Here is a 25,206-nt window from a genome sequence, read left to right as displayed (position 1 = left end):
CCAAAGCCAACGTCATCGGTCACGAAGCCGTCAACGTATCGCCCGACACATGAACGCGCTGCCCAATCTGTACGGGCGGCTGCGTCGAATAGCTGAAATTGCGGTAGCTGCCGTCTTCCATGCGGACCTGCACCTGATAACTGGTCTGCTTGCGTACCGCATGCTCGATACCGTTACCCGCGAGACCGCCGCCGACGGCGCCTGCGACCGTAGCAAGAATGCGGCCGCGCCCACCGCCGATCTGATTGCCGATGAGTCCGCCCGCAACAGCGCCGCCGACTGCGCCAAGGCCGGTCGTCGGCTCGGACGTTTGAACCGGCGTAATCGCGACGACTTCACCGGCGTACGGATCGGCGGCAACCTGGCGTGCGCCGGAGGGTTGCGAAGGCGTCTGCGAGTAGTCGCCGTTGGCGTACTGCGGAGCGGGTGCGACGTGCGGCTTGTGTGCATGATGAACGCGCGGCGGAGCAGCAGGTTCCGTCTGTGGCGCATAAGCCTGGGCCGCCGGTTCGACAGCGGGTTGAGCAGGATTGGGTTGTTGTGCCGCCTGTGGCAAGCTCGCAGGCTGCGCATTGGCTGCCGCGATCTGCGCGGTGGGCGGCGGCACCGCATGTGATAGGGGAAGGATACCTGTCATCGCTGCGACGCCTGTCGCACAGGCGAGGATGACGGACACAGCTGCGCCCGCGATCAACGGATGAATGCGGCTGCGTCCCGCGATGCTGTTCGTGTCGTTCATTTGCGACCTCCACTGGGAATGTGCCAGCAATAACGTCGCGACGACGACGGCGGTGCACACGGAGAGGCGCCTGCTTTGTAAGCATTTGTAGCGCCTCGGGTGCGGGGGGCGTCGAGCCGGTGAAAGTGATCTTGCGCACGCGGCTGTCGGCAAGCCAGTCGGCGACAGCGGGCACCGCGTTCTCGCGCGAGGCCGAGATCAGGTTCAGCACGCCCGCCGGCACGCCGGCTTCATGCTCCCTGATCACGCTCATGCGCTTGCCGCGCTGTTGCTGCGGAATGAGGTCGCCGTAGATGCGCGTCCGTCGTCCGCGAACCACGCGACATACGACGCGCCGTACATCACCTCGCCGCGTCCTTCGGCGAACGGCTTGCCTTGTTCGAGCGAAATCAGGCGGTCGAGCGCGTCGGCGTTCTCGACCATCAGCGCATGCCAGCGATGCAGCACGTCTACGCGATCTTTCGGCAGCGCATCGCGCCAGGCGGGGAACGCGCGCGGCGGCATCGGTGGCGGCGCGCGCGTCGGCGGCCGTGCTGTCGGCGACCTGCGCGATCACGTTGCCCGTCGCTGGATCGGTGACGTCGAAGCGCTTGCCGCCCGCCGACGCCACCCACTTGCCATCGATGAAATTGTCGCTGCGGATCAGCTCGCGACGAAGGGCTTGCAGCAGCTAAATTAGCAAGCACAATCCTCGCCGTGCCAGCACGGCGCACCGCATGGAAACCGAAGAAGGGCACGAGTGACTGCTCGTCGCAAGAGCAATCGCAAAAGCAGTCGCGGACGCGTCGGAGCGTCAGCGGGGTGCACTCCTGTTCGACCTCCGCATTTCGAGAACGCAGAACAGGAGCGCTTCTACTGCCTTGGCGACGCTTAGGCGGTTGCGGTCCGCTCGTCTGTTGCGGCCATCGATCCAAAACGCCCGCTGTTGAAATCGTCTACCGCTTCGCGGACTTCTTCGGTCGTGTTCATGACGAAGGGACCATATGCAACAACAGGCTCGTCGATTGGCTCGCCGCTCAGCACCAGCACGGTTGCATCGCTGATGGCATCAACGCGAACGTCAGTGCCTTCCTGCCCGAGCAGAACCAGTTGTGCGTCGTTGACGACGCGCTCATCGCCATTGACCCGGACCTGGCCGCGCAGCACGACGAGCGCGAGCGTCCTGCCTGCCGGCAGCGTCAGTGTGGCGCCGCGTCCCGCGTTGAGCCGCACGTCCCAGACGTCCATCGGCGTGAAGGTGCGCGCCGGACCCGCGTTGCCCGCGTAGTTGCCGGCGATCACCCGCACATGTCCAGCGCCTTCGGGCAGCTCGACCGACGGAATCTGGTTCGCCAGGATGCCCTGATAGCCTGGCGGCGTCATCTTGTCCTTCGCGGGCAGATTGACCCAAAGCTGGACCATCTCGAGCGTCCCGCCTGTTTTCGCGAACGCGCGCGAATGAAACTCCTCATGCAGAATCCCTGCGCCGGCTGTCATCCATTGCACGTCGCCGGGGCCGATCTGGCCGCCGCCGCCCGTCGAATCGAGGTGCTCCAGTTCGCCCTGATACACGATCGTCACCGTTTCGAAGCCGCGGTGCGGATGCTGTCCAACGCCCTGACGGCGCGCTGTCGGTGCAAAGTGTTTCGGGCCCGCGTAGTCGAGCATCAGGAAGGGACTGAGGTGGCGGCCCATCGTCTGATGCGAGAACAGCGTGCGCACCGGAAAGCCGTCGCCGACCCAATGCGAGTTGGGGTTGCCGTAAGTGCCGAGAATCTTCTTCATCGTCGAATGTTCCTGTTGAAAGGCCAGCGGCCTTGTTTGCATGGATACAGAGTAGTGGCGGGACGATGACGGCGGTAGAGGCCGGAAGGCAACTTCTGTGTCCCACTGATAGGACGATGGGACGGGATGATTCCGCTATCGAGCGAGCGGCGTTACCGCGCCACCCCATGCGGGTTGTTCACGTAGGTCACGCCGCCGTCGATCCTGCCCTGCAAAGTGATGCTGCTCTGGGCGTACAGATCGGTGTGGAAGCATGCCGCGATCACGCAGCCTGCGAAGCCTATCGGCGCGGTCTGTTTCTTCATGATGAGCTTTTGTGTCGTCGGGGCCATGTGCATTGCGTGTCGGCGCTGCACATTCGCCGGACATGGCGCAAGCGCGCGGACGGGACCAGCATCCGGCCGCGCGCGTGACGCATCAGTTCTTGTCGTACGAGAACTGGATGCCGGCCGTGCCGCCGGTCTGGATGAAAAGGTCGATGAACGCCGGGACGGTTTCGCTGCGTGCCCAGTCGCGTTGCAGCTCGCAGAACATCTGGGCGACGCTGATCATCTTGCCGCCAGCCTGTTCGATACGGCGCAACGCCGCTTCGTGCGCGGCGACGGAGGTGCCGCCGACCGCATCGACGACGACATAGACCTCGTAGCCGGCCGCCAGCGCATCCAGCGCGGGGAACGTCAGGCAGGCTTCCGTCCAGAGCGCGGTCATGATCAGCTTCTTGCGGCCGGTGGCCTCGACGGCCTTGCGGAATTCGACGTCTTCCCACGAGTTGATGCTGGTGCGATCGTAAGTCGGATAGTCGCCAAGTGCCGCGCGCAGTTGCGGGATGGGCGGCTTGTTCAGGCCCGTCTTCACGTTGACCGTCGAATGGACGATCGGCAGCTTGTATGCGATTGCCGCCTTTGAGGCACCGACGATGTTGTTGATCAGCAGCTGACGATCCATCGACGCAATGGAATTCACCTGGACCGGCTGGTAATCGATGACGATGAATGCCGCATTCTGCGGCGTCAGAAGATGATCTTTCGCGGGGTCGCGAATCGGTTCGCTTGCCATGTTTGCCTCCGAAACACTGCGGTAAGTGGAAGGGGATTCCGGATCGACGCACGATGCGTCGGATCTGCATGCAACGTTAATGCTATGCGGCCGCCGAACCATCTTCCAGTCCCAAAAAACTGCCGACTGTGTTCTATGAGCGGAACAATGACGATGCCGTGCGCTTTCATTGCTCTAAGATGCCGTTATTGTTCTGCCGAGGAACGGTGATGGATGACCTTAACGACATCTTTTACTTCGTGAAAGTGGTCGACAACCACGGTTTCACGCAGGCCGGCCGGGCGCTCAACATGCCTAAGTCCAGGCTGAGCCGGCGCATCGCCGAACTCGAATCGAGATATGGCGTTCGTCTGCTCAACCGGTCTACGCGGCATTTCTCGATGACGGAGACGGGACGGGAGTTCTACGAGCGCTGTGTCGCGGTGCTCGTGGAAGCCGATGCAGCCCGTGAGGTGATGGAGCGCAGGCTCTCCGAGCCCCAAGGCGTGGTGCGGATGAGCTGCCCCACGACGCTGCTCGCGTACCGCATCGGCAATCTGGTTGCCGACTTCATGACTCAATATCCGAAGGTGCAGGTTCTTCTCGACGCAACCAATCGCCGGGTCGATGTGCTAGGCGAAGGTCTCGATCTCGCGCTCCGAGTTCGCTTCCCGCCGCTCGAAGACAGCGGTCTCGTCATGCGTGTCCTGTCGGGCAGTCCGCAGCGTCTGGTTGCCGCGCCGGAGCTCATGGAGCGGCACGGGCAAGTCGCGCATCCCGCGGATCTGGCGGGCATGCCGAGCCTCGATTGGGGACCGCAGCGCGATCATGCGTGGGCGCTCGTGGGCCCGGACGGAGCGGAAGCGCGCGTGAGTCACGCGCCGCGCTTCATCACCGACGACATGACCGTGCTTCAGCAGGCGGCCATCAAAGGCGTGGGCGTCGTGCAGTTGCCGTACATGGTCGTCGAGGATGCGCTCGCAAAAGGCGCACTTGTCGAGGTGATACCGGGCTGGAAACCGAAAGGGGGCTGGTTCATGCCGTCTTTCCGTCACGCAGGGGACTGTTGCCCTCGGTGCGTCTGCTGATCGACCATCTCGCCGAACACATACAGAAAGATGAGTGACGCTTCGTCATCAAATGACCGGCTGAGGCGCTAGAAGCGTTGAGTCAGGCATTCGCTGGCAATGCGCCTTCTCCATTGCCGTGCTGAATAGTTACGTCTTGGCCATCGTGGTCGCCGCCGGTGTAAGAGCGCGGATTTTACCCCGCGCCTTATTGCGACCCAGCCCTGGTCCGTGACATCATGGGCAAGACATCGATTTCCGCATCGCGCTGCAATGTTTGCATCTCTGGCTACCCGGAAGATTTTGGTTTTTGTGCGGCTCGCCAAATTTCAGACCGGACGCGCGAATCAAGGCCGACTTGGGAAATCAGAAGGCGCTGACATGCGCGTTGCGTCTCGCGAAGGGCCCCTGGATAAGCGGTGATTTCATTCTTGATAGGCGCACGCGGCTATCAGTTCCCGGCGCGTTCAACGACGAGGGACAACCAATGCGGATACTCATCATTGCGCAACGCTTTCCCGTGCTTTCCGAGACGTTCATCATCGAGCAGGCGAGGGCGCTACGCGAGGCTGGCGCCGACGTCTCGATTCTCAGTCTTACGCGCGGAGATGACTCGCTTGTCCGGGCGATCGACGGCGAGTGTCCGTCCTTCGTGAGTCCGAGGTGCGGCGCGAGTCGCGCTGCGAAAATGCTTGCTGTTGCCCGGCTCGCGTTTCGGGGACTTTACAATCGGCGCGCACACCGTGCGTGCCGGGTCGCGGCGCGGGCCGTGTCTCGGCGCAAGTGGGCAGCGGCGGTCGATATTGCGCGCGTCTCGAGTATGAATTCCACTATGCAGTGCGACGCGGTAATCGCCCATTTCGGCATGGTCGGTGTTCGTGCGCAATATTTGCGCGAGGCAGGACTGATTTCTGGAGCCCTGGCTACTGTCTTTCACGGCCATGACCTGACGAGCCGCAAACTGGTTGAATCTTATCGTCGAGAGTATCTGCGACTCTTCGGACGCGGCCAACTCTTTTTGCCGGTGAGTCAGTTCTTTGCAGATCGCATTCGGGATTGGGGGTGCGATCCGGAAAAGATCCATGTCGGCCGTATGGGCATCGATATCGACAGATTCCCGTTCTCGAGGTGCGATCCGTCATCGACCACGTTGAGTATTCTGCTCGTTGGAAGAATGACAGAAAAGAAGGGTATCGAGTATGCGATTCGGGCCATGGCGTATGTCAGTTCAGCGGCAAAGCTGACCATCGTCGGTTCAGGTCAACTGGAAGATTCGCTGAGAGCTTTGGTGGTCGAACTGAAGGTCGAATCGCGTGTCTGCTTTCTGGGTGCGCAGCCTCACAGCAAGGTGCGGATGTTGATGGATGAAACCGACGTCTTCATGCTTCCCTCGGTGACTGCGTCGGATGGCGACATGGAAGGTGTACCGGTAGCGCTCATGGAAGCGATGGCCTCCGGCGTAATAACCGTTTCGTCACGCCATGGCGGCATTCCTGAATTGATTGATCACGGTGTGTCAGGCTTTCTAGTGAATGAGCGCGATTCGGTTGGCTTGGCGAAGGTCGTCGATGAAATTGCGTCAGGCGTGTACAACCTGGTGGAAATAGCAGCGAACGCGCGCCTTAAGATCGAGGAGCGGTTCAACTCGCGCATTGAAGCGGTACGGCTTCTTGACAGACTGACCAGCGTTTGCGATGGCAATCACGTTCTTGCCGACGGGCAGTTGCGTCAATCCAAACCGCCGAGCCTCACTCGCAGGTTCAAGGAGGCCGGAAAATCCCTTTTGCCCGATACCCTGTTCCTTCGCCTGTTGCACAAGAAGTGCATCGGGCGCTTCCCACAACTGCGCAACCCCGTGACGTTCAATGAGCAGATACTTCAGCGCAATCTGCGACCCGATCCACGCTACGCGGTATTGAGCGACAAGCTCGCCACACGTGCGTACGTCGAAAAGAAACTGGGCCGCCAACATGTCGTTCCACTGATTGCGGTGCCCGCCGATTTTTGCCGCGAAGTCTACGATAGACTGCCGGATCAGTTTGTCATGAAGGCAAATCATGGCAGCAGTTTCGTCAAATTAGTCAGAAGCAAATCCGAAACGTCATTTGAAGAGTTGAAGCAGCTTGAAGAGAAGTGGCTTTCCACGGATTTCTATTGGGTGGATCGGGAGCGGCATTACCGTGAGATCAAACCACGCATTTTCTTCGAGACCCTGCTGCTCGATCGCGACGGACACATTCCGGCCGACTTCAAGGTTCATTGCTTCTCGGGAAACCTCCGAAAACCGGTGATGTATATCCTTGTCATCACCGACCGGTTTGGTAGCAACACACGTGGAGATGTGTATGACGCCAGCTGGAATCGCATGGAAATCGCAATTGGGCCGTACAAGCGGAGCGATCATCTGTTGGCGCGGCCTGAGAACCTCGATGCGCTCCTGAAAGCGGCTGCGACTCTGGCGAGCGACTTCGAATACGTTCGCGTCGATCTTTATGCCTTTGACAATCGACTCTACTTCGGCGAATTGACGTTCACGCCGGGCGGCGGTGTATTGCCTTTCACTCCTGATCGCATCGACTACGAATGGGGAAAATTGCTGAGCGCCGCGCGCGGCGTGTGAGCTTTATCCATTCGTCGGCGAGTGATGAAGTTTAATCTCCGTTGGGCCCAGCTTTTTTTCGTAGCTCTGCACGGGATACAGTTGAGGGATGGATAAACGCGCCGCTGGGGCGTCGTCATCCTGTTTCCCATCAGATCGTCAATCGTTTGGACGCCGGTGAGGGGCTGCGGGAAAAACACACGGCAAACTCGACACAAAGTCGAATCGAAAGCGCCCCGCAGGGTGCAAGCTCCCCGAATCATTGCTTCATGGACCAAGCGCCTCATCGTTGTGATCTCGTGCTTATTGGCAACGTTGCGGACGGCGAGATTGGCGTTGTAGAAGTTCAAAAATGCGTTCACAGAATCGATCGGTCCTCCGACTGTAAGGCATTCTTGCGTCCTGTGGACAGCGGTGCGCGCCGTGCCTCGCAATGCTGCAATGCCGTCGCGTCGTCCGTCCAGCCAGACGCGACAAGAGTGAACGCGACTTTTACGTTAAACCCTGCCAGGCGGAACGCCAGCGCTTCCGTTTCCGAGACCCGGGGGGCCATGCTCTGGTGAAAATGTGCATATCTGGGGAGCCGATGAGGTCGCGTGCCATGTCAAGACGCTGACTCCACTTCCGCTCGCCGGCGCCGCTCTGTGTGGCCGGATTACCGGTCCGAGCGTCCTGGTAAGCGGGGTTTTTTCTGGACGCAGCTACGGTCATCCGGCGTCCATCACAATGCACGTTTTGTCCGGGTTAACGTCGTCTCTGTCCGTTGAGGGGAACGCGGTTCAGGCTCTAAATTGGCGTCATTAAACCCACCGGCGCTTGCGAGAAGCAAGGTTACCTCGCGCGCCCTCGCCCGAACATGCCGCCAGCGGAGCAGCTTCGGGCGACTCTAGAGGAGACACCGCCATGGCCCATCAGATAACCCTCGGTTTTGAGGACGGAGTGACCCGCTTCATCGAGTGCGAGGAGGGCGAGCGCGTTACCGATGCCGCCATTCGCGCCAGGATCAATATTCCGCTCGATTGCCGTGATGGTGTGTGCGGCACCTGCAAGGCGGTCTGCGAGTCCGGCGAGTACGTTCTGGGCGACTGCGTGGAAGATGCGCTTAGCCCGGAGGAGGCGAGCGCCCGCAAGGTTCTCACCTGCCAGATGAGCCCACGTTCCGACTGCGTGATCCAGATCGCCACGAACTCCGATGTCTCGGGTACCGGCCCGTCCTTCCACAGGGGACGGATTGTCGCCTGCCAACGAGCGTCAGCCACCACGATCGCCTTCTCGGTCGAGCTCGAGAACCGCGCAGATCTCAGCTTCCTTCCCGGGCAGTATGTCAACATTCAGGTGCCCGGGACCGATCAGACAAGGTCCTACTCCTTCAGCTCGGGGCCGTCCGAGCCGCACTTGTCCTTCCTTGTGCGCAATGTGCCTCAAGGGGTGATGTCGACCTGGCTCTGTGAAGCCGCCAAGGTAGGGGACCCGATCGAGTTTCGCGGCCCGATGGGAAGCTTCTACCTGCGCCCCATCGAGCGGCCGGTGCTGTTCCTGGCGGGTGGCACGGGCCTCGCGCCGTTCCTCTCGATGCTGGACAAGATTGTCGAGGACGGCGGCAGCCCGTATCCGATCCACATGATCCTGGGTGTGAACAGCGACGAGGATCTGGTTAGCGTCGACCGGCTCGAATCCTATGCGCAGCGCCTGCCGAACTTCACCTATGCCTGCACTGTCGCCAGCCCCGACAGTGCCCATCCCAAAAAGGGCTATGTCACCCACCACATCGTCCCCTCCCAGCTCAACGACGGCGATGCGGATGTCTACCTCTGCGGCCCGCCGCCGATGGTTGATGCGGTGCGCGATTTCCTCTCGTCCGAAGGGCTGACGCCGCGCAGCTTCTATTATGAGAAGTTCGCCGGCACCGGCCTGGTGGTCCAGACCGGCGAGCAGCACATCGCGCCTGTTGATGTCGATGAAGCCTTCGATCTGCGTATGGCTCTCGAACTGGGGGCGGCACAGCTGACTATGGGCCGGCTGTCGAGCGAGCAATTGATCCGCTTCCGCCAGCTCGCCGAGGCGACGGCGCCGTTCGTGTCCGGGCAGCGCTTTACCGACGTGGCGCGCTACATCGAGGCAAACCACGCCTTTCACATGTTCACGATCCAGGCTTCCGGGAACGCGCAGCTGATCGCGCTTTACCGGCAACTGGCCGTGCAGGACTACATCGCTCGCGCGCTGACCGACCAGATCGAGATCGTCGGCGACATCGTCCAGCAGCACCGGGACATTGTCGGCGCGTTCGAACTAGGCGACCTGAACAAGGCGCGAGACGTGATTGCGCTGCATGCGCTCCATTCCAAGGCCACAATGAGCCGGGCGCTGGAGCGTATGCCGCTGAACAAGACGGCCCCCATGGCCACAGTGCCCCCCGCTCCCCCGTCTGTTGTGCCGGACAGCGCGCCGCAGGTCTGCCCATTCACGGCCAGCACACTTCCGGCCTATTCACACGAACTGGACTGGCCCGATGGGCTGGAGCCGTTCAAGGTGGTCGACGACGGCTCGCAAGGCGACCCCTACGAGCACTACCGCTGGATGCGGGAGCACTCGCCGGTGCTGCGTTGCCAGTCGGCGACTTCGGACGTGTGGTTCCTCTCGCGCTATGACGATGTCTACCAGGCGATCCGCAACCCGAAGCTGTTTTCCTCCGAGGTCGTCAGCCCGCCCCCGCTTACGTTCCTGACGCTGTTCGATGCGCCCGATCATTCGCGGTTACGCAAGGTCGTGCAGCCGTCGTTCCTGCCGCTCGCGATCGATCCGTTTATCGGGCAGATCTCGCAGAGGGCGGAGGACCTGCTCGACGCGATGATTGCCAAAGGTGGCGGTGATGTCGTCAACGATTTCGCCATCCCGCTCAGCATCTCGACCATCTCCACGATGATCGACGTGCCGAATGAGGATGAGGAGAAGATGAAGTTCTGGTCGGACGAGACCTTTAGCTACTTCGGGCGCCTCGCCCGCAATGCGCCGGGGACCGGGACCGACGAGCAGAGCGCGCAGGCTTTCTTCGCTTACCTGAAGGAGGCGCTGGAGCGGCTCGCGCGCACCGACAGCCAGTCGATCGGCGGGCATATCGCGCGCATGTGGAAGGACGGGCTGCTTTCGGAAAAGGAAGCGAAGGAGCTGTGTGCGTTCGTCTTCATCGCCGGGCACGACACGACGACTATCCTTGTCGCGAACGCTTTTCGCATGTTCGCCGAACAGCCGAATCTGCTGGGGCGTATCCGCGAAAACCCCGCTGACGCTGACCGTTTCGTCGAGGAGGTGGCGCGCTATCGTGGTACCGTCCAGCGCGTGAGCCGCATCCTCACCGAGGCGACCACTGTTGCGGGCGTCGATCTGCCCAAGGGCGCGGTGGTGCGATTGCTGCTGTCGGCTGCGAACCGCGACAGCCGCAAGTTTGCCGACGGTGAGACGTTCGACATCGACCGTGATTCCAGCGGCCATCTGGGTTTCGGCAACGGCATGCACAAATGCCTTGGCGCGCCGCTCGCGAAGCTGGAGACGCTGGTCGCGACGAAGGCTCTGGCCCGCAAGGTCGGCGACATCGCGCTCGATCCGGCAAGACCGATCCAGTATGTGCGGGGCAACAATCTGACCAACTCCGGACCGGAGCACCTGTTCGTGAAGCTGGGTGGGTCATCGGCCTAAACCCGATGATGAGCGGGCGACGTCGAGTCAGCCCGCTCTCCGCTTTTCAGGCGGCAAGGATCGATCGTGGGCCGCAGAGCGGTATTCGGTTGGCCGGAGTCCCGTCTGCTTGCGGAAGAAACGACCAAAATAGGCCTCGTCCTGAAAGCCCAGTTCACTGGCGATCTGCTTCACACTGAGCGTCGAATAGCCGAGCAGCCGCTTGGCTTCATGGATCGAGCGTGCATCGATCGCCTCGATTGCCGAGACCCCGAAGGTGGCGCGGCAGATGCGCGAGAGCTGGCCGGTGGTTACGCCCATCTCGTCGGCGTAGCTGGCGACCGGCCGCCGCTCGCGGCAATGGCGGTCGAGCAGGGCGCGGAACCGCTCGATCCGCGCGGCCATTATCCGCTGCTCGGAACTGGCTGAAAGCCGCGCGCTCTCGCTGAGGCGCCCGATCTTGACGAACAGGGCGATCGTCAGTGCTGCGCCTGCGGTGAACTGCCAGCGCTCGTGGCTCTCCGCCTCGTGCCCGATCGACTGAAACAGGGTATCCAGAGGTGTGCCGCGCTCGACATTGGGATCGATCGACAGCACCGTCGGCGTGCGGATGAATTCCAGCAGCTCGGGCGCGGCCGTCATCGCCAGCGATTCCAGCGCGGACTGCGCGGCGGTGATGACGTGACCGTCGATGTCGCTCCGGAAGTGAAAGCCGTGGACCGAGCGTGCTGGCACGACGATCAGGCATGGCGCTTCGACTGTCCAGGTCCGGCCGTCGATAAAGGTCTCGCCGCCCCCGCCGGTGACGTAGAGCACCTGGATCAGCGCATCGTGGACGTGCGGCTTGATGTCGAAGTCGAAACGGCCGGCACGCAGGGGAATGCGTTCGTAATGCACCATGTCGACCCAGGATTGGCCGGCTTCCCCGCCATAGAGCGCGAAATGCGGAACGGTCCGGCGGCGCTGTTGGTCATGGGCCATGATGCACGTCACGTCCTGCTATATGTGATCTCTGCATTGTTCCATAGGCGCTTGAGGCGTTCAATGGCGATACAAATTTGGGAGCGTTACAAACAGAGCAGGGCGCATCATTGGCCGCCGGAGGTTGGGGTGAAAATCACAATTCGCGTTGAGATTACCACCGATTGGGATGAAACAGATACGTTCGAAATCTGTCAGCTCGAAGGTCCCTATCGCCAACTTGAACAGGAGAAGATCCGCCTGTTGCTGGACGAAGGGAAAGATGTGCTGTACACGCTTCAGAGGACTGTGGTGGCAGCGCAGGCAGCGGGAAATTCCCACCCTATAAGGATTCCGAATCGACATCTTTCATTTATTTTAAGTCAGAGCCATTTCGGTTTGAGTCACGACGAGCAAGCCGTCGCGACAAGGCACCAAAAGGAGAGAAAACTCCGGAGCCAATAAGCGCGTTACCGTCCAGCATGATTCACAGCTCGCCACCGCACCCCTGCATAAGGTAATCGACGCCGAACGTCGCCTCAGGCAAATTTGTGGCGGGGATAGTGAGTTCCCCATTCCTGATGATCAGGGCAGCGGGCGTGGTCGGAGTCCACTCACATGAACCTTGTGCTCCGATAGGGGAGTCCGAGTGAGGTGGCGATGTGGGATCGCAGTCTCGTTTGTTTCGCGTGTGTTGGCAGGCATCGAATAAGCCTTAACGACAGCGGCTATTCGACGCGCCATTTATAACCTTCCGTGACCGATTGACGGTCTTGCCTTGCTGAACCGCGCCGCGCGAAGAGAGGGGCGCGGACCGCGATGACTCTTCTGTCAACATGTGGCGGCCCACAATGCGCGGCAAAAAGGTCGAAAAAGCTTCCGCCCAGGCAGAAGCACATCCAGGCGGATGCATGTGTCGCTACGCGTGCCACGCCGTACATCAGCGCAGAAGTGTCATTTTATTCGCTTCACAACGTACAGCAACCCGTCCGTTGTTTAGAACCCACCACCCGCCTTCTCCGCCCGGCAGGTTTGCTCTCGATGTGCAACGATAGTCGCGCAACTTGCACGTGTCTGAATACTTTAGACAAGCCAAACGGGGAGGGTAGATGAGAGAAAACGCCAAGACGCTTTTCGTCGCTTCCGAGGACATTGCAACAGCGTTGAACCTGCTGGAGAGCATTGAGGTTGAGATCGGGTTCGATAGCGATGACCCGGAGAGCATCGAGCGGGCGATTCTCGCCGTCGAGGAGGCGATCAATACTCGCCTGAGCGGCCATCGCGGCGATGCACGTATCGAATCAGCCATCCTTCGCGTCAAATTCGACTTCCGATGCGCGATCCTTGATCAAGCCTCATCCGCTGAGGACGATGATGAGGCCATCAGCAGTGTCCATACCCTGCATTGATATTTCCGGACCCATATCACCTGAACCATATCACCCGATCGCCAGTTGCGATCGGGTAAGTCACGTCATGAAGCACTGAACTGGAATCCGACGCCAGATTTATTTCTCCAACCGCAAGTCGGCAGCGCTGGTGTACGGTCCCATCGCTGCCACGCTGCTCGAACTCTTTCCGACGCGCATTCGGTATACAGCCGGATCTGAATCAGTGAGCCGAGACGCTATCGAGCCCGGTCGATTGCACTTCCGCTTGTACGCCAGGTGACGCGAGATAGTCGAGCAGGGCTTTCGCTTCCTTCGGATGCTGCGCGCTCACGGGAATGCCCGCGGCGAAGCGCGTCACCGATTGCAACGACTCGGGAATTTTGCCGACGAAGGTCGCGCCCTTGACGGGCAGCAATTCGCTCACTTGCTGGAAACCGATTTCGTAGTCGCCGTTTGCCACCACGGAGGCTACGGGGATTCGCGGGATCATCTTCGCTTTCGAGCTGACCTGATCCTCGATGCCAAGTTTCCGGAACAACTCGCGCTCGATGTAGACGCCGCTCGCGCTGTCCGAGTACGCGATCGACTTCGCATGCAGCAGCGTCTGCCGGAGTCCGTCTGCCGAGCTGATATCGGGTTTCGCCGCGCCTTCGCGCACGACCATGCCGATTCGCGAATCGGCCAGTTCGACCCGCGATCCGGGCATCACCTTGCCCTCCTTGATCAACTCGTCAAGTGCATAGCCAACCATGATGACGGCGTCCGCGGGTTCGCCGCGCGCGAGCCTGTTGGGGATCGCTTCAGGCGATTTGCCCATCGACGGACCCAGCGCGGTGTCAAGCGTGTTGCCCGTCTCGGATGCAAACTTCGGACTGAGCACCTTATACGCCGCGGTAAAGCCGCCAGAGCTCATGACGTGCAGATCGGCGGCTTGCACGTTGGCCGCAGCGGCCGAGGTTGCCACGAGCGCTGTCGCGCATAGTTTCAGAAGCAGATTTTTCATGATCGAGGTGGTGTCAGATAGCAGGGAATAGACGCTCGTGCAATGACATGCCCGTTAGTGCGCCGGCGTCAGCGTTGCTGCGCGCCTGCGATAGAGTGCGAACGTCGCCAAAAGCGCGCACGCTGCGGCGAAGCTCATCCAGTAGCCAGGTGCGGCCTTGTCGCCGGTCATGTGAATGAGCGCTGTCGAAATCGCTGGCGTGAATCCCCCGAACACCGCCGTCGCGAGGCTATAGGCGAGCGAGAAGCCCGCAACGCGTACCTGAACCGGCATCACTTCCGTGAGCGCGACGACCATCGCGCCGTTATAGATGCCGTACATGAACGAGAGCCACAGGAGCGCGAGCAGCATGTTGAGGAAGCTCGGTGCGTGCGCGAGCAGCGATAGCGCCGGGTAGGCGGTCGCGATGGCAAGTAACGTCATGCCGACGAGAAGCGGCCGGCGGCCGATCCTGTCCGAGAGCGCTCCGCCGACCGGGAGCCAGATGAAGTTCGACACGGCGACACACAGGGTCACGAGCAAACTGTCCGCAGTGCTCAAATGGAGGACCGTCTTGCCGAAGGTCGGCGCGTAGACCGTGATGAGATAGAAGCTCGCGGTGGTCATTGCGACCAGCATCATGCCAGCGATCACGACGGGCCAGTTCTGGACCAGCGTGCGGAACACTTCGTTCATGCTCGGGCGATGCTGGCGCGCCTTGAATTCCTCAGTTTCCTCGAGATTGCGACGCAGCATGAAGATGAACGGCACGATCATGCAGCCGACGAAGAAGGGAACTCGCCATCCCCACGCCGCAATGGCTGCGGTGTTCAGCGATTGGTTCAACGCGAAGCCAAGGGCCGCAGCCACGACGATCGCTACCTGCTGGCTCGCGGACTGCCAGCTCGTGAAGAAGCCTTTACGGCCGGGCGTAGCCATTTCGGCGAGATACACCGACACGCCACCCAGCTCCGCGCCTGCCGAGAAGCCCTGCAGCAGCCGGCCAACGAGCACCAGCACTGGAGCCAGAAGGCCGATCGTCGTGTATCCCGGTACGAACGCAATCAGGATAGTGCCGCTTGCCATGATGGAGAGCGTGACGATGAGACCCTTGCGGCGGCCGACGTCGTCGATGTAGGCACCGAGCACTATCGCGCCTAGTGGCCGCATGAGAAAACCCGCGCCGAAAACCGCGAACGTCATCATCAACGATGCAAATTCGCTCCCGGCGGGAAAAAAGACGTTGGCGATTTGCGTCGCATAGAAGCCGAACAGAAAAAAGTCGAACTGCTCCAGAAAGTTTCCGGCCGTTACCCGGAAGACCGCTGCGGCCTTTGATCGTCCCGGTGAAAGGGTAGAGGGTGAGGGGTGCATCGATGTGTCTCCTGAAATTCCGAAATATGCGGCCATCGGCTCTTTGTCATTTCGCATATGTTGGCACGTGGCCGCCGAAACGATAAGTGCGATTTTCTGAATGATTGATGTCTTAACGTTATCAATCCACATTGCCTCTGAGTCCGCCGTGCGTTAGGGTTGAACCAGCGCCCGGCGGCGCTTCAGATGCCAGCTATCAGGCCACGAAGCGACACTGTGAAGCGGGTGTGCGCGTGTCCATATTGCGACCACGGTTGAGGTGATCGTCGATTTCCGCGGCACAGCCGAGCATGCGTGGGTACAGGAAGATCGTGAACGCTGCGGTTTCGAGATCCGCCTCGCTGATGTCGCCGCGTCTAAGCGGCTGCCACAGCATCTTCAGCAGCAGCGCGGCGATCACAGCATCGACATTGACGCAGTAGACGGTGCGCGAGACGCCCGCGTCGAACAATGCCTGTACCAGCGCACGGTAGTACGCATGAAACGCGTTGTACTCGCCTCGCCTCTCGTAAAGCCCGGCGATGAACACCTCGCGCGGATCGTGATTTACCGGCTTGTCCTTGAACACCGGGTGATTCACGCCCGGCAGCTTGGCGATGTCGAGGCTGCCCGCATGCTTCTGACGGGCCTTGTACTGTGCGTAGTGCTCGACGGAACGCCGCGCGAGCGCGTCGAGGTCAACACCGTGTTGCGCGTTGGCAGGATCGTCGAGGCCGCTGTCGCGAAATGCCTCGTTGAGAAACGCGATACCTTCATAGCCGTTGCCGCCGTGCGTATAGCCGGTGTGCGTGAGAAAGCCTGTCAGCGCCTTATTCAATTGCACGCGTTCGGGCGATTCGGGGCCGTCAGCGGACACCGCGCCCTTGGCGCCCTGCGCCGAGATCGCGCCGGGTCCGTTCGTGAGCAGCAATCCGGTTAGCGTGCTGAATGCGAACAGGTCGTCATCGGATGGCTTCAGGCCGAGCAACGCAGCGAACGCGGTTTCCGTCAACGAGCGTTCGCCGAGCAATGCTTCGGTGGAAAGATCGCAGAAGCTATCAGGATGGTGGCGCGACGCGTCCGCCGAGGCGCCGATCAGCGTGCCGAAGAGCTTCGTCCACCACGGCAGGTTCTCCGCCGTCAGACGCGAGATGCGCTTGCGCATCAGCGGGCCCCAGGCGAGTGTCGTCGTGATCGCCGCGAGCACGGCGTCCGCGCGCGGATGCCCCGGGCCGTTGGCAACCCACCGCACGAATGCCGAACTCACGCCGCGTGCGGCGAGCCCGGCGAGCATGGCTTGCGCCTTCGGGTCGGGTGCGTCGGAGAAGAGTACCGCGCTGCCTTCAGTGTCTATCGCGTCGACGTCGAAATCGCGATCGAACGCGTCTGCGAGTTTTGCAGCGGCGAACCGGTCGATCATCAGCCTGGCTGCCTCGCGCGCCGCGCGCTGGCGGTTCGGCCCGACGATCGCCGCTGCGGCGGCGAGCACCGCGTTGGGTGCATTACCCGCTTCTCGTGCCGCTTGCGCTGCCGCCAGTTCAGGCGTGCCGTACAGGTTCACGGCCGCGCCGACCGCTACGTCGATCAGCTTCTCGTCGTTTGCGCCGCCGAACTCGTGCAACAGTGCGAGGCACACGTTCGCTTCGAAGGAATGCGTCGCCGCTTCGAGCATCGATACGCCGTGCAGGCTGCTGACCTGAGTCTTTGCATCCATCTGCGAGGCGCCCGAGGCGTCTTTCAACGGCTGCCGAGGCGGGATCGCCCCGATCTGGTCATTCACCCGCGCGACCTGTTCGTCATACGGTGCTACCGCTCTCACGACTGCAAGCGCGAGATCGTCGGGCAGGTCGAGCCCCTGATCCGAGCCGAACCACGGCTTGAGCGCGAGGCTACCTTCGGGCTCGAAGTCGGGCATCGTTGCGTTCGCGCGCATCACCGCCGTGAGCGCGGCAGGGATATGGGCGATGTTCGTCACCACCGCGCCCTTCGCCGAGCAGCACGGATCGTCGGGCGTGAAGAGCCGTTCGACGCCGAACTTCTCCTTGAACCAGCGTTCCTTCGCGAGCGCATCGTCGGCGCCACCCGCCATCGCGCCCGCATGTCCGACTGCGCGCGTGAGACGGCTTTTCCACCGGCCCACTACGCACGCGACCACGGGCTTGTTGAAGTGCGCGTCGGCCTCGTAGTATCCGCCGGGCTCGCAGTACAGCACAGCGGCCTTGCTGCGCGCGTCGTTGGCAAGGGCAAACGCAAATTCTGGCGCGGCATAGTGGATGTAGACATCCTTGCCGCTGGAAATGACGGTCGATGTGCCCCAGCCACTCATGCGCAGATACTGAGCGATCGTGGTGCTGAAACCACCCGAGTTCGAGAAGATGGCGATCGACCCTTGGCGCAGCGTCGCGCCTGGATCATCACCGCCGAGCGCACCGCCGATCCGCACGCGCTGCCATGAGTCCGCGACGCCCAGCCCGTTTGCGCCGAAGATGTCGATGCCCGCCTGCTGTCCCATCGCGCGGATCTCACGCGCGTCGTGCACGGCGATCTTCTCCGTGATGATGAAGATCTTGCGCAGATCCGGATTTACGCGAATCAGCTCGGCCACGCCGTCGCGCGCGGCGGAAGGCGGCAGATACACGACGCCGCAGTTGAACCGATGGCCGGCTTCCAGACCATCTCGCACATTGTTGAAGACAGGGATGTCGCCCGCGGGCGTCGCGAGCACCTGTCCTCCTTTGCCGGGCGCCGTGCCGAATACCACATTCGCGCCTGAGAAGGCATGACTCACTGGTGTCACGTCGGACGACTCGCCGCCGAGGATATTGAGCACGCAGACGCGATCTTCGCGCGTGGCAATATCTGCCAGGGAGTGAATTCCGACGAAGTATTTGAAGTGGCTGTTGCCTTGTTTGTGCATGTCGATCTCCTCAGGCCGATGCCGTTTGCAATTGAACGTCTCGCGCGCCGATACGCGCCGCGACCTGCGAGCGTCCACCCGCCTGCATCCATGCATCGGCCTTGCGTGCGTACTGGATTACTTCGCTGATGTCGGAGTCGAAACCGAAGAGGCGATAAGGCAGGCCTAGTGAATCGCAGGTGTCGCGCAGCGCGGACATGCCACGCACGAGGTTCGGGCCGCCGCGCCCGAGGACGACGTAGAGTGGCGTCGGGCCGTGCTCACTGAAGTGCTCGCGTAGCGCGTCGGCCATCGCGCGCAGTGTTTCGTAAATATCAGTGTTGTTGGACTTGCCGCCGATAATAAACAGCACGTTGGACTGCTTGAGCCAATGACGGAAGCAGATGCGCGCCACTTCCTTCATCTTTTCGTATGGCGGATTGCCGCCGAAGTCTGAGGAGATGATGGCCGCGTCGCCCAACATTTCCGTGACGAGCGAATTTGCGCCGCCGCCGAAGGTGGGTGCGAGGATGGTGCCGCGCTCGTTGATCACGTAGACATCGCTTTGTCCCTGGTGCGTGCGAAGCTGATTGATCTCCTGCTCGAAGTCCGAGTAATCGGCGGCGAACAGATGCGGAGGCAGTCCGAGCCGCGAGAAGCGCGGATCGTCGCGATCGAATCCGCACTTGAAGTCGCAGGCGACGGGTGTGAGCCGGCCCTTCTTATCCTCGCGCATGCGGATCGGGTTCAATTCGAGCGTCGTCATGCCGAAATTGTGGAAGAGTTCCCAGAGCTTCGGCAACTGTTGCACGAGCGGCGAGATGATCTCGCGCGGCGCGCCGATCTCGCTGAGCGCATTCGCGACGACGAACGCCTTCAGTCCCGTCAGCGCATCGAACGGCACCATCGCGACATGCTTCGGATCGACCTCCTCGATGTCCATTCCGCCCATGTGCGATAGCGTCATGGTGGGAGCGCGAAAGCGCGTGGAATCGGTGATCGAAAAGTAAACTTCGTGTTTGGCGGGTACACCCGCTTCGAATGTGACGCCGTTCGCCTTTGCCCTCACATAGCCTACAACGTGCTCCGCGAAGTAGAGCCGCTCTTTTTCCGCGAGCGCCGTCTTGAGATCAGTTGCGCGGCCGAGCAGGCCGGCTTTGCCTTTCTTGCCCACACCGCCCTTGAACACCGGCTTGATGAATATCTGACCGTGTCGGTCGATGAGCGACTTGATCTCTTCCTCGCTGGCGCCGGGACCCAGCACTTCGCTGGACGGAAAGCCGACAAATTGCAGCAGGCGTGCGCCGTGCAACATTCCGGTGATCTGCATGTGAAGTGTCTCCTGAATTGCAAAAGAAATGACGAATGAAGCACGTACCAGGTATTCGTTCGGCTCGCTGCGGCGGGCGCGAGTTGCTCCGCTGCCGTGGACGCGCTCGAAAGCGGCGGCAGGATTCATATAGCGAGGTGGATCAGTCGAGATGTGCGTCGGCGACGGTAGGCGGCGCCCTTGAGCGAGGCCTGCACTTAGATGCGGCGAAGCGCTGGTCTGCGCTTCGCGCCTGTCTCCGATGCGTTTCTCAGTCGATGCGTTTTATGAACGTCTTGAGAATCGATAGTTGCTCAAGACGCCCTAAACGAGAAGTGCAATTTTTCGAAGCATTGATGTCCAAACGTTATCAATGCCGGAATGGGAGGCAGCGCGGTGGTGCAGAAGCGAGGGAAACGCTCAGGCGAGCGATGCCGACCGCTCGGCAGCGCCGCCCCGGCGATACAGCGCGAGGGTCGCGACGAGTCCGCATGCAGCGGCGAAACTAAGCCAGTAGCCGGGCGCAGCCTTGTCGCCGGTCATTTCGATGAGATACGTCGATACGGCCGGCGTGAAGCCGCCGAAAACCGCCGTGGCCAGACTGAATGCGAGTGAGAAGCCGGCCACGCGGACCTCGGCGGGCATGACCTCAGTGAGCGCGGCGACCATCGCGCCGTTGTACATGCCGAAGAAGAACGAGAGCCACAGCAGCACAATGAGCATGCGGCCGAAGCTCGGCGCCGATGACAGCCAGGAGAGCGCCGGATACGACGTGCAGATGGCGAGCACGGTGATGGCAATGAGAATCGGCTTGCGCCCGATGCGGTCCGAGAGCGTGCCTCCGACGGGCAGCCAGAAGAAGTTCGAGAGACCCACGCAGAGCGTGACGATCAGGCTGTCCGCTGTGGTCAGCTTCAGAACGGCTTTGCCGAAGGTCGGCGTGTAGACCGTGATGAGGTAGAACGTGGTGGTGGTCATGGCGACGAGCAGCATGCCGGCGAGCACCGTCCGCCAGTTTTGCAGCATCGCGGCGAATACTTCGCGTGCGCGCGGATGATGAGCGCGCGCCTTGAATTCATCCGTTTCTTGCAGCGTGCGTCGCAGCAGGAAGATAACCGGCACGATCGCGCAACCGACGAAGAACGGAATGCGCCATCCCCATGCGCCGATTTCGCTCGCTGTCATCAGATGATTGAGCAGATAGCCGAGGGCAGCCGCGACCACGATTGCGACCTGCTGGCTCGCGGATTGCCAGCTCGTATAGAAGCCCTTGCGCCCCTGCGTCGCCATCTCCGCGAGATAGACAGAGACGCCCCCTAGCTCGGCGCCTGCGGAAAAGCCTTGCAGCAGGCGCCCGAGCAGCACGAGGGCAGGCGCGAGAAGTCCAATCGTCGCGTATCCGGGGACGCACGCGATCAGGATCGTGCCGCTCGCCATGATTGAAAGTGTAACGATCAGCCCTTTGCGGCGGCCCACTTCGTCGATGTACGCGCCCAGCACGATCGCGCCGAGCGGACGCATCAGGAAGCCCGCGCCGAACACCGCAAACGTGAGCATGAGCGACGCGAACTCGCTCGTCGACGGAAAGAAGATGCGCGAGATGGAGGTCGCGTAGAAGCCGAAGAGAAAGAAGTCAAACTGTTCCAGAAAATTGCCGCTGGTTACGCGCAGGACCGCGCCCGTCTTCGACGTTCGACCGTGCGCGTTATCCCCGGCGTTGAGCGATGAAGGATGCATGAGTTGTCTCCATGAATGTGTTGTGCGAGTGCGGCCACCCATCGAACGTATTGCCGTGAGGACCGCTGTCAATCCGAGCCGGCTTGCAGGCGGCTGACCTGCCGCTTTTCGATTGATGACTTGAGAAGCGCCGCACAGCGATAGATCCCGTGGGCGAATTTGCCGTAAGGCAGCGTCGCGAAGAGCGCCATCACGACGCCGAGGTGGAGGGCCAGCAGCGAGGCCATCGCGGCGGTATCGCGCCACGCAAGGAGCGCCAGGCCTGAGGCGCTGGTCAGGAGCAGCAGCGCGATGAATCCGCGGTCCATCGGACGCTGCTTCGGATCGCCCCGGTTGGGGTCGCGACGCAGGTTGAGCCAGAGCAGGCCGGCCGGTCCGACGAGCAAGCCGATTCCGCCCGTCGTGCCGAGCAGCACGGGCAGGCTTAGCACCGGATAAGGCGCGTGCAGGTCGAGCGCATAATGATAGAAGGTGGCCACCACGGTAGCCGCGAAGCACAGCATGAAGCCGTAGAAAGTCAAATGATGGAAACGCCGCCGCGCAAGCGTGAAGGCATCGTTCGACTCGTTGCAGCCGTCGCCATGACCTCCGTCGAGATACGTCAGGGTGAGCGCGTGCTTCGCGGCCTCGGCGATGGCTGGCGTGCTGGCCGTTCCCGCCGACACGTCACGCCAGAATCGCGACACGCCGACGCCCAGCGCGAGCGTCGCGAAGCCGAAGACCGCGCCGAACATCGCCGCGAGCAGGTTATGAGGGAAAACCGCGTAGAAATTGCCGCCCAATGCGCCCGCGAATAACTGGTCCCTAAACCCGATGCCGAGTATCAAGAAGAGCGCGAGTCCCATCGCGAGCGCAAGCCCGACGGTCAATCCATTGCGCTTGTATAGCGCGCCCATCGGCGCGGGCCACGCGTATTCAGCATAGGTTTCGGCGCGGACTTTGGCCATCGCCCTCGGAACGTTCACAGCGAACTCATGTGGCGGCGCGTACTGGCATGCGTGATAGCACGCGCCGCAGTTGTGGCACAGGTTGGCGAGGTAGTTGACGTCCGCCTTGGAGAATTCGAGGCGCCGAGTCATCGCGGGAAAGACCGCGCAGAATCCTTCGCAGTAACGGCATGCATTGCAGATCTGCATCTGCCGTGCGACTTCAGTTTCATTCTGCGTAAGAGGGAGCACGCGGATTATCGACGTCGCGGACTCGGCCGTAGCGGTGTGGCGAGCGGCGACGGAAGGCGAGGCAAGTTCCCGCGCCTCGCGGGCAAGTGCTTCAAGCTTCTGCACGTTGAACTCCAGTGTGATGAGTGGCGGCCATCGCGGCCTGTGTACCGGCAATGCGTCCGAATGCGGTGCCGATCGACATGCCGACGCCCGCCGTATAACCCTTGCCGAGCACGTTGCCGGCCATCATTTCTCCCGCTACGAAAAGGTTTTCACTTGGGCGTCCGCCGAAGTGCACCTGGGCGTGGTTATTCACCTTGAGTCCCAGGTATGTGAACGTGATGCCCGGCCGCAATGCATAGCCGAAAAAGGGAGGGGTATCGATCGGCCGCGCCCAGTGGGTTTTCGCTGGCGTGAGGCCATCGGTGCGGCAGTCGTCGAGCGCCGTGTGATCAAAGGTGCCGGCGCGGCACGCGGCGTTGTAGGCGCGAATCGTCTCGACGAAAGTCGCTTCGGGCAGCTGCAGTTGACGTGCCAGTTCGTGCAGCGAGTCGGCTTTCGTGCCCGGGAAGACGGGAGGCATGAAACGACCGATCGCCTTCGCGTCGATGATCGAGTAGCCGATCTGGCCCGGCTGTTGTGCGACGAGCCGTCCCCAGATCGCATAGCGCTTCGGCCAGAAGTCTTCGCCTTCGTCGTAAAAACGGCGCGCGTCGCGATTCACGACGACGCCAAGCGACACGCAGTCGATACGCGTGCAGATGCCGCCATCGTAGAGCGGCGCACGGGCGTCGATGGCGACGCAGTGCGACTGCGACGGATCGCCAATCGCATCCGCGCCCGAGTCGATCATGTGCTTGAGGAGCACGCCCTGATTGAAGCGCGTGCCACGAATGAGAAAGTTGTCGGCGGGCCATTCGCCGCGTTCGTTTTGTCCCCACGCTTCTCGCAGCCATTCGCGATTCGATTCGAATCCGCCGGCCGCAAGCACGCAGGCGCGCGCCTCGAAGCGTTGCCTGCCGCTGCGCGCGGCGATGAATCGGTCTGCATCGAGTTCGACTGCGTCGACAGGCGTGTCGTAGCGGATCTGCACCCCGAGCGCTTCGGCGCTGCGGTAGTAAGCGTTCACGAGCGCCTTGCCGCCGCCCATGAAGAACGCGTTGGTCCGCGCGACGTGCAGCGCGCCAGAAAGCGGCGGCTGAAAGCGCACGCCGTGCTTGTACATCCACGGACGGCATGTCGACGACGCCCGGATCACGAGCCGCGCAAGCGCCTCATTCGTGATGCCGCCGGTCACCTTGAGCAGGTCTTGCCAATATTCCTCTTCGGGATAAGCGTCGACCAGCACGTCTTGCGGCGCGTCGTGCATGCAGCGCAGATTGCGGGTGTGCTGGGAGTTTCCGCCGCGCCATTCGCGCGGCGCCGATTCGAGAAGCAGGACCGAGGCGCCGGCTTCTCGCGCCATCAAAGCCGCGCACAGCGCGGCATTGCCTCCGCCGATTACAAGAACGTCGACCATCTGAGTTGTCTCCTTTGAGACAACTATAAGAAGCAGCGGTCGGCGCCGCCATCATGGAGGCGGCAAGGGGTCTTCAGTTTTCGTGAAGGGCGGATTAACGCAGCGTGGCGCCGGGCCAGCGGCCCGCGTTGACGGTGTCGCGTGCAACGTCGGCCAGCACGACCCGTGCGGCAAGCCCTGCGGGCGACAGTTCGTCGTCCGAGACGCTCGCAATCAGGTTCGGCCTCGTCGCGTATGCCTCGACGAGCGGGACGCTCGCCAGGGACGCATTCTCCGCGCGTGCGAGCGCCGCTCCCGGCTGGATCGTCGCGCCGAGCCCACCGCGCACGGCGTCCATGAGCATGGCGAGACCATCGACCTCGGCGGCGATACAAGGGACGTAGCCCGCGCGCTTGAATGCGGCGTCGAGCAATGCCCGAAGGCCATGCGATCCGCTAGGCAGGATCAGGGGAAGAGCGGCCAGTTTTGCGATTGATGTCCGAGATTGCGTGAGCATGCCGGGCAGTGTCGAAGCGCCGATTACGAACAGGCGTTCGTCCAGCAAAGGGATGACGCTCCAGCGTTGCGCGGGTTCTTCACGGAACAGGATCGCCAGATCGATTTGCCGCGCGCCGAGCATCGCGCCCAGATAGCCGGAGAGGCTTTCGACCATACGCAGCCGTACATCCGGATAGCGCTCGCGCATCGCTTGCATGAACGCGAGACCGAGCACCCCTGTCGTGCTCGGTGCGAGACCTACGCTGACATGGCCCGAAAGGCGAGCCTGACGCGCGGCGAGGGCTGCATCGTCGATGTGGCGAAGTGCAAGTTGCGCCTGACGCCAGAATGCAAGACCTGCATCGGTAGGGACGACCCCGCTCGAGGTTCGCTGCAGCAGGCGCGTCGAGAGCTCGCTCTCCAGCCTGCTGATCTGCTGGCTAAGGGCGGACGTCACGACGCCCAGCTCAAGCGCTGCCTTACCCATGCTGCCGTGTTCGACGACGCTGACGAAATATCGTAACTGTCGGAGTTCCATGGAACGTT

16 protein-coding genes and 4 pseudogenes are annotated in these 25,206 nt (G+C 61.7%); 6 read left to right on the top strand and 14 right to left on the bottom strand.

Annotated elements, in window-relative coordinates:
• Positions 1–19: 19 nt before the first annotated feature.
• From J8I87_RS06845 to J8I87_RS06825, 5 genes and pseudogenes are all read right to left on the bottom strand, one after another.
• Positions 20–739 carry a glycine zipper 2TM domain-containing protein gene (locus J8I87_RS06845; RefSeq protein ID WP_209930692.1) on the bottom strand — a complete coding sequence of 240 codons (720 nt, stop codon included), beginning with the start codon at positions 737–739 and terminating at the stop codon, positions 20–22.
• Between the two features lie 106 nt (positions 740–845).
• A pseudogene (locus tag J8I87_RS06840) lies at positions 846–1,409 on the bottom strand (aldehyde dehydrogenase family protein); the annotation flags it as partial.
• 200 nt (positions 1,410–1,609) lie between these two features.
• The gene (locus J8I87_RS06835; protein WP_209930691.1) at positions 1,610–2,503 is read right to left on the bottom strand and encodes a pirin family protein; all 894 of its coding nucleotides are present in this window, start codon (positions 2,501–2,503) and stop codon (positions 1,610–1,612) included.
• Between the two features lie 152 nt (positions 2,504–2,655).
• On the bottom strand, positions 2,656–2,808 hold the full coding sequence (locus J8I87_RS06830; protein ID WP_209930690.1) for a hypothetical protein: 153 nt from the start codon (positions 2,806–2,808) through the stop codon (positions 2,656–2,658).
• 112 nt (positions 2,809–2,920) lie between these two features.
• On the bottom strand, positions 2,921–3,559 hold the full coding sequence (locus tag J8I87_RS06825; RefSeq protein ID WP_209930689.1) for a hydrolase: 639 nt from the start codon (positions 3,557–3,559) through the stop codon (positions 2,921–2,923).
• 209 nt (positions 3,560–3,768) lie between these two features.
• Here J8I87_RS06825 and J8I87_RS06820 point away from each other — a divergent pair.
• From J8I87_RS06820 to benC, 4 genes and pseudogenes are all read left to right on the top strand, one after another.
• Positions 3,769–4,664 (top strand): annotated as a pseudogene (locus J8I87_RS06820) (LysR substrate-binding domain-containing protein).
• A 428-nt stretch (positions 4,665–5,092) separates the two neighbouring features.
• A pseudogene (locus tag J8I87_RS44485) lies at positions 5,093–6,175 on the top strand (glycosyltransferase); the annotation flags it as partial.
• 153 nt (positions 6,176–6,328) lie between these two features.
• Positions 6,329–7,225 (top strand): ATP-grasp fold amidoligase family protein, encoded by an 897-nt coding sequence (locus J8I87_RS44480; RefSeq protein ID WP_245253761.1) that lies wholly within the window; start codon positions 6,329–6,331, stop codon positions 7,223–7,225.
• Between the two features lie 882 nt (positions 7,226–8,107).
• Positions 8,108–10,897, top strand: a complete 2,790-nt coding sequence (benC, locus tag J8I87_RS06810) for a benzoate 1,2-dioxygenase electron transfer component BenC (RefSeq protein WP_209930687.1) — start codon at positions 8,108–8,110, stop codon at positions 10,895–10,897.
• Positions 10,898–10,924: 27 nt separating this feature from the next.
• On the opposite strand, the gene J8I87_RS06805 is transcribed toward benC, so the two are convergent.
• Complete coding sequence (locus tag J8I87_RS06805) at positions 10,925–11,857, bottom strand: helix-turn-helix domain-containing protein (RefSeq protein WP_209930686.1); 933 nt, start codon at positions 11,855–11,857, stop codon at positions 10,925–10,927.
• 129 nt (positions 11,858–11,986) lie between these two features.
• Between J8I87_RS06805 and J8I87_RS06800 the strand changes: the two are divergent.
• Positions 11,987–12,163, top strand: a pseudogene (locus J8I87_RS06800) (ISKra4 family transposase); the annotation flags it as partial.
• Positions 12,164–12,945: 782 nt separating this feature from the next.
• A complete protein-coding gene (locus tag J8I87_RS06795) occupies positions 12,946–13,245 on the top strand; it encodes a hypothetical protein (RefSeq protein WP_209930685.1) in 300 nt (99 codons plus the stop codon).
• A 202-nt stretch (positions 13,246–13,447) separates the two neighbouring features.
• On the opposite strand, the gene J8I87_RS06790 is transcribed toward J8I87_RS06795, so the two are convergent.
• The 8 genes from J8I87_RS06790 to J8I87_RS06755 form a co-directional block, all read right to left on the bottom strand.
• A complete protein-coding gene (locus J8I87_RS06790; protein WP_209930684.1) occupies positions 13,448–14,230 on the bottom strand; it encodes a substrate-binding domain-containing protein in 783 nt (260 codons plus the stop codon).
• A 54-nt stretch (positions 14,231–14,284) separates the two neighbouring features.
• Positions 14,285–15,583 (bottom strand): MFS transporter, encoded by a 1,299-nt coding sequence (locus tag J8I87_RS06785; RefSeq protein WP_209930683.1) that lies wholly within the window; start codon positions 15,581–15,583, stop codon positions 14,285–14,287.
• A gap of 196 nt (positions 15,584–15,779) precedes the next feature.
• On the bottom strand, positions 15,780–18,479 hold the full coding sequence (locus tag J8I87_RS06780; protein ID WP_209930682.1) for a CoA-binding protein: 2,700 nt from the start codon (positions 18,477–18,479) through the stop codon (positions 15,780–15,782).
• Between the two features lie 10 nt (positions 18,480–18,489).
• Positions 18,490–19,788, bottom strand: coding sequence for an ATP citrate lyase citrate-binding domain-containing protein (locus tag J8I87_RS06775; protein ID WP_209930681.1), 1,299 nt, complete (start codon positions 19,786–19,788; stop codon positions 18,490–18,492).
• Positions 19,789–20,187: 399 nt separating this feature from the next.
• Complete coding sequence (locus J8I87_RS06770) at positions 20,188–21,504, bottom strand: MFS transporter (RefSeq protein ID WP_209930680.1); 1,317 nt, start codon at positions 21,502–21,504, stop codon at positions 20,188–20,190.
• Between the two features lie 68 nt (positions 21,505–21,572).
• Positions 21,573–22,787 (bottom strand): tricarballylate utilization 4Fe-4S protein TcuB, encoded by a 1,215-nt coding sequence (gene tcuB / locus J8I87_RS06765; protein WP_209930679.1) that lies wholly within the window; start codon positions 22,785–22,787, stop codon positions 21,573–21,575.
• Positions 22,774–24,183 (bottom strand): FAD-dependent tricarballylate dehydrogenase TcuA, encoded by a 1,410-nt coding sequence (tcuA, locus tag J8I87_RS06760; RefSeq protein WP_209930678.1) that lies wholly within the window; start codon positions 24,181–24,183, stop codon positions 22,774–22,776. The genes tcuB and tcuA overlap by 14 nt, the downstream gene beginning before the upstream one ends.
• A gap of 94 nt (positions 24,184–24,277) precedes the next feature.
• Positions 24,278–25,198, bottom strand: coding sequence for a LysR family transcriptional regulator (locus tag J8I87_RS06755; protein WP_209930677.1), 921 nt, complete (start codon positions 25,196–25,198; stop codon positions 24,278–24,280).
• Between the last annotated feature and the right edge of the window lie 8 nt (positions 25,199–25,206).

It is taken from the genome of Paraburkholderia sp. LEh10 (assembly GCF_017814945.1).
In the GTDB taxonomy this organism is placed as follows: Bacteria; Pseudomonadota; Gammaproteobacteria; order Burkholderiales; family Burkholderiaceae; genus Paraburkholderia.
Note: the sequence above shows the minus strand (reverse complement) of the source record. Positions and strands in the feature narration are given on the sequence as shown.

Coding starts and splice junctions, on each gene's coding strand:
- J8I87_RS06825 (WP_209930689.1), bottom strand. CDS start 3,559: ATGGCAAGCGAACCGATTCGCGACCCCGCGAAAGATCATCTTCTGACG.
- J8I87_RS06805 (WP_209930686.1), bottom strand. CDS start 11,857: ATGGCCCATGACCAACAGCGCCGCCGGACCGTTCCGCATTTCGCGCTC.
- J8I87_RS06770 (WP_209930680.1), bottom strand. CDS start 21,504: ATGCATCCTTCATCGCTCAACGCCGGGGATAACGCGCACGGTCGAACG.
- J8I87_RS06785 (WP_209930683.1), bottom strand. CDS start 15,583: ATGCACCCCTCACCCTCTACCCTTTCACCGGGACGATCAAAGGCCGCA.
- J8I87_RS06835 (WP_209930691.1), bottom strand. CDS start 2,503: ATGAAGAAGATTCTCGGCACTTACGGCAACCCCAACTCGCATTGGGTC.
- J8I87_RS06755 (WP_209930677.1), bottom strand. CDS start 25,198: ATGGAACTCCGACAGTTACGATATTTCGTCAGCGTCGTCGAACACGGC.
- J8I87_RS06780 (WP_209930682.1), bottom strand. CDS start 18,479: ATGCACAAACAAGGCAACAGCCACTTCAAATACTTCGTCGGAATTCAC.
- J8I87_RS06845 (WP_209930692.1), bottom strand. CDS start 739: ATGAACGACACGAACAGCATCGCGGGACGCAGCCGCATTCATCCGTTG.
- J8I87_RS06830 (WP_209930690.1), bottom strand. CDS start 2,808: ATGAAGAAACAGACCGCGCCGATAGGCTTCGCAGGCTGCGTGATCGCG.
- benC (WP_209930687.1), top strand. CDS start 8,108: ATGGCCCATCAGATAACCCTCGGTTTTGAGGACGGAGTGACCCGCTTC.
- tcuA (WP_209930678.1), bottom strand. CDS start 24,183: ATGGTCGACGTTCTTGTAATCGGCGGAGGCAATGCCGCGCTGTGCGCG.
- J8I87_RS06795 (WP_209930685.1), top strand. CDS start 12,946: ATGAGAGAAAACGCCAAGACGCTTTTCGTCGCTTCCGAGGACATTGCA.
- J8I87_RS06790 (WP_209930684.1), bottom strand. CDS start 14,230: ATGAAAAATCTGCTTCTGAAACTATGCGCGACAGCGCTCGTGGCAACC.
- J8I87_RS06775 (WP_209930681.1), bottom strand. CDS start 19,788: ATGCAGATCACCGGAATGTTGCACGGCGCACGCCTGCTGCAATTTGTC.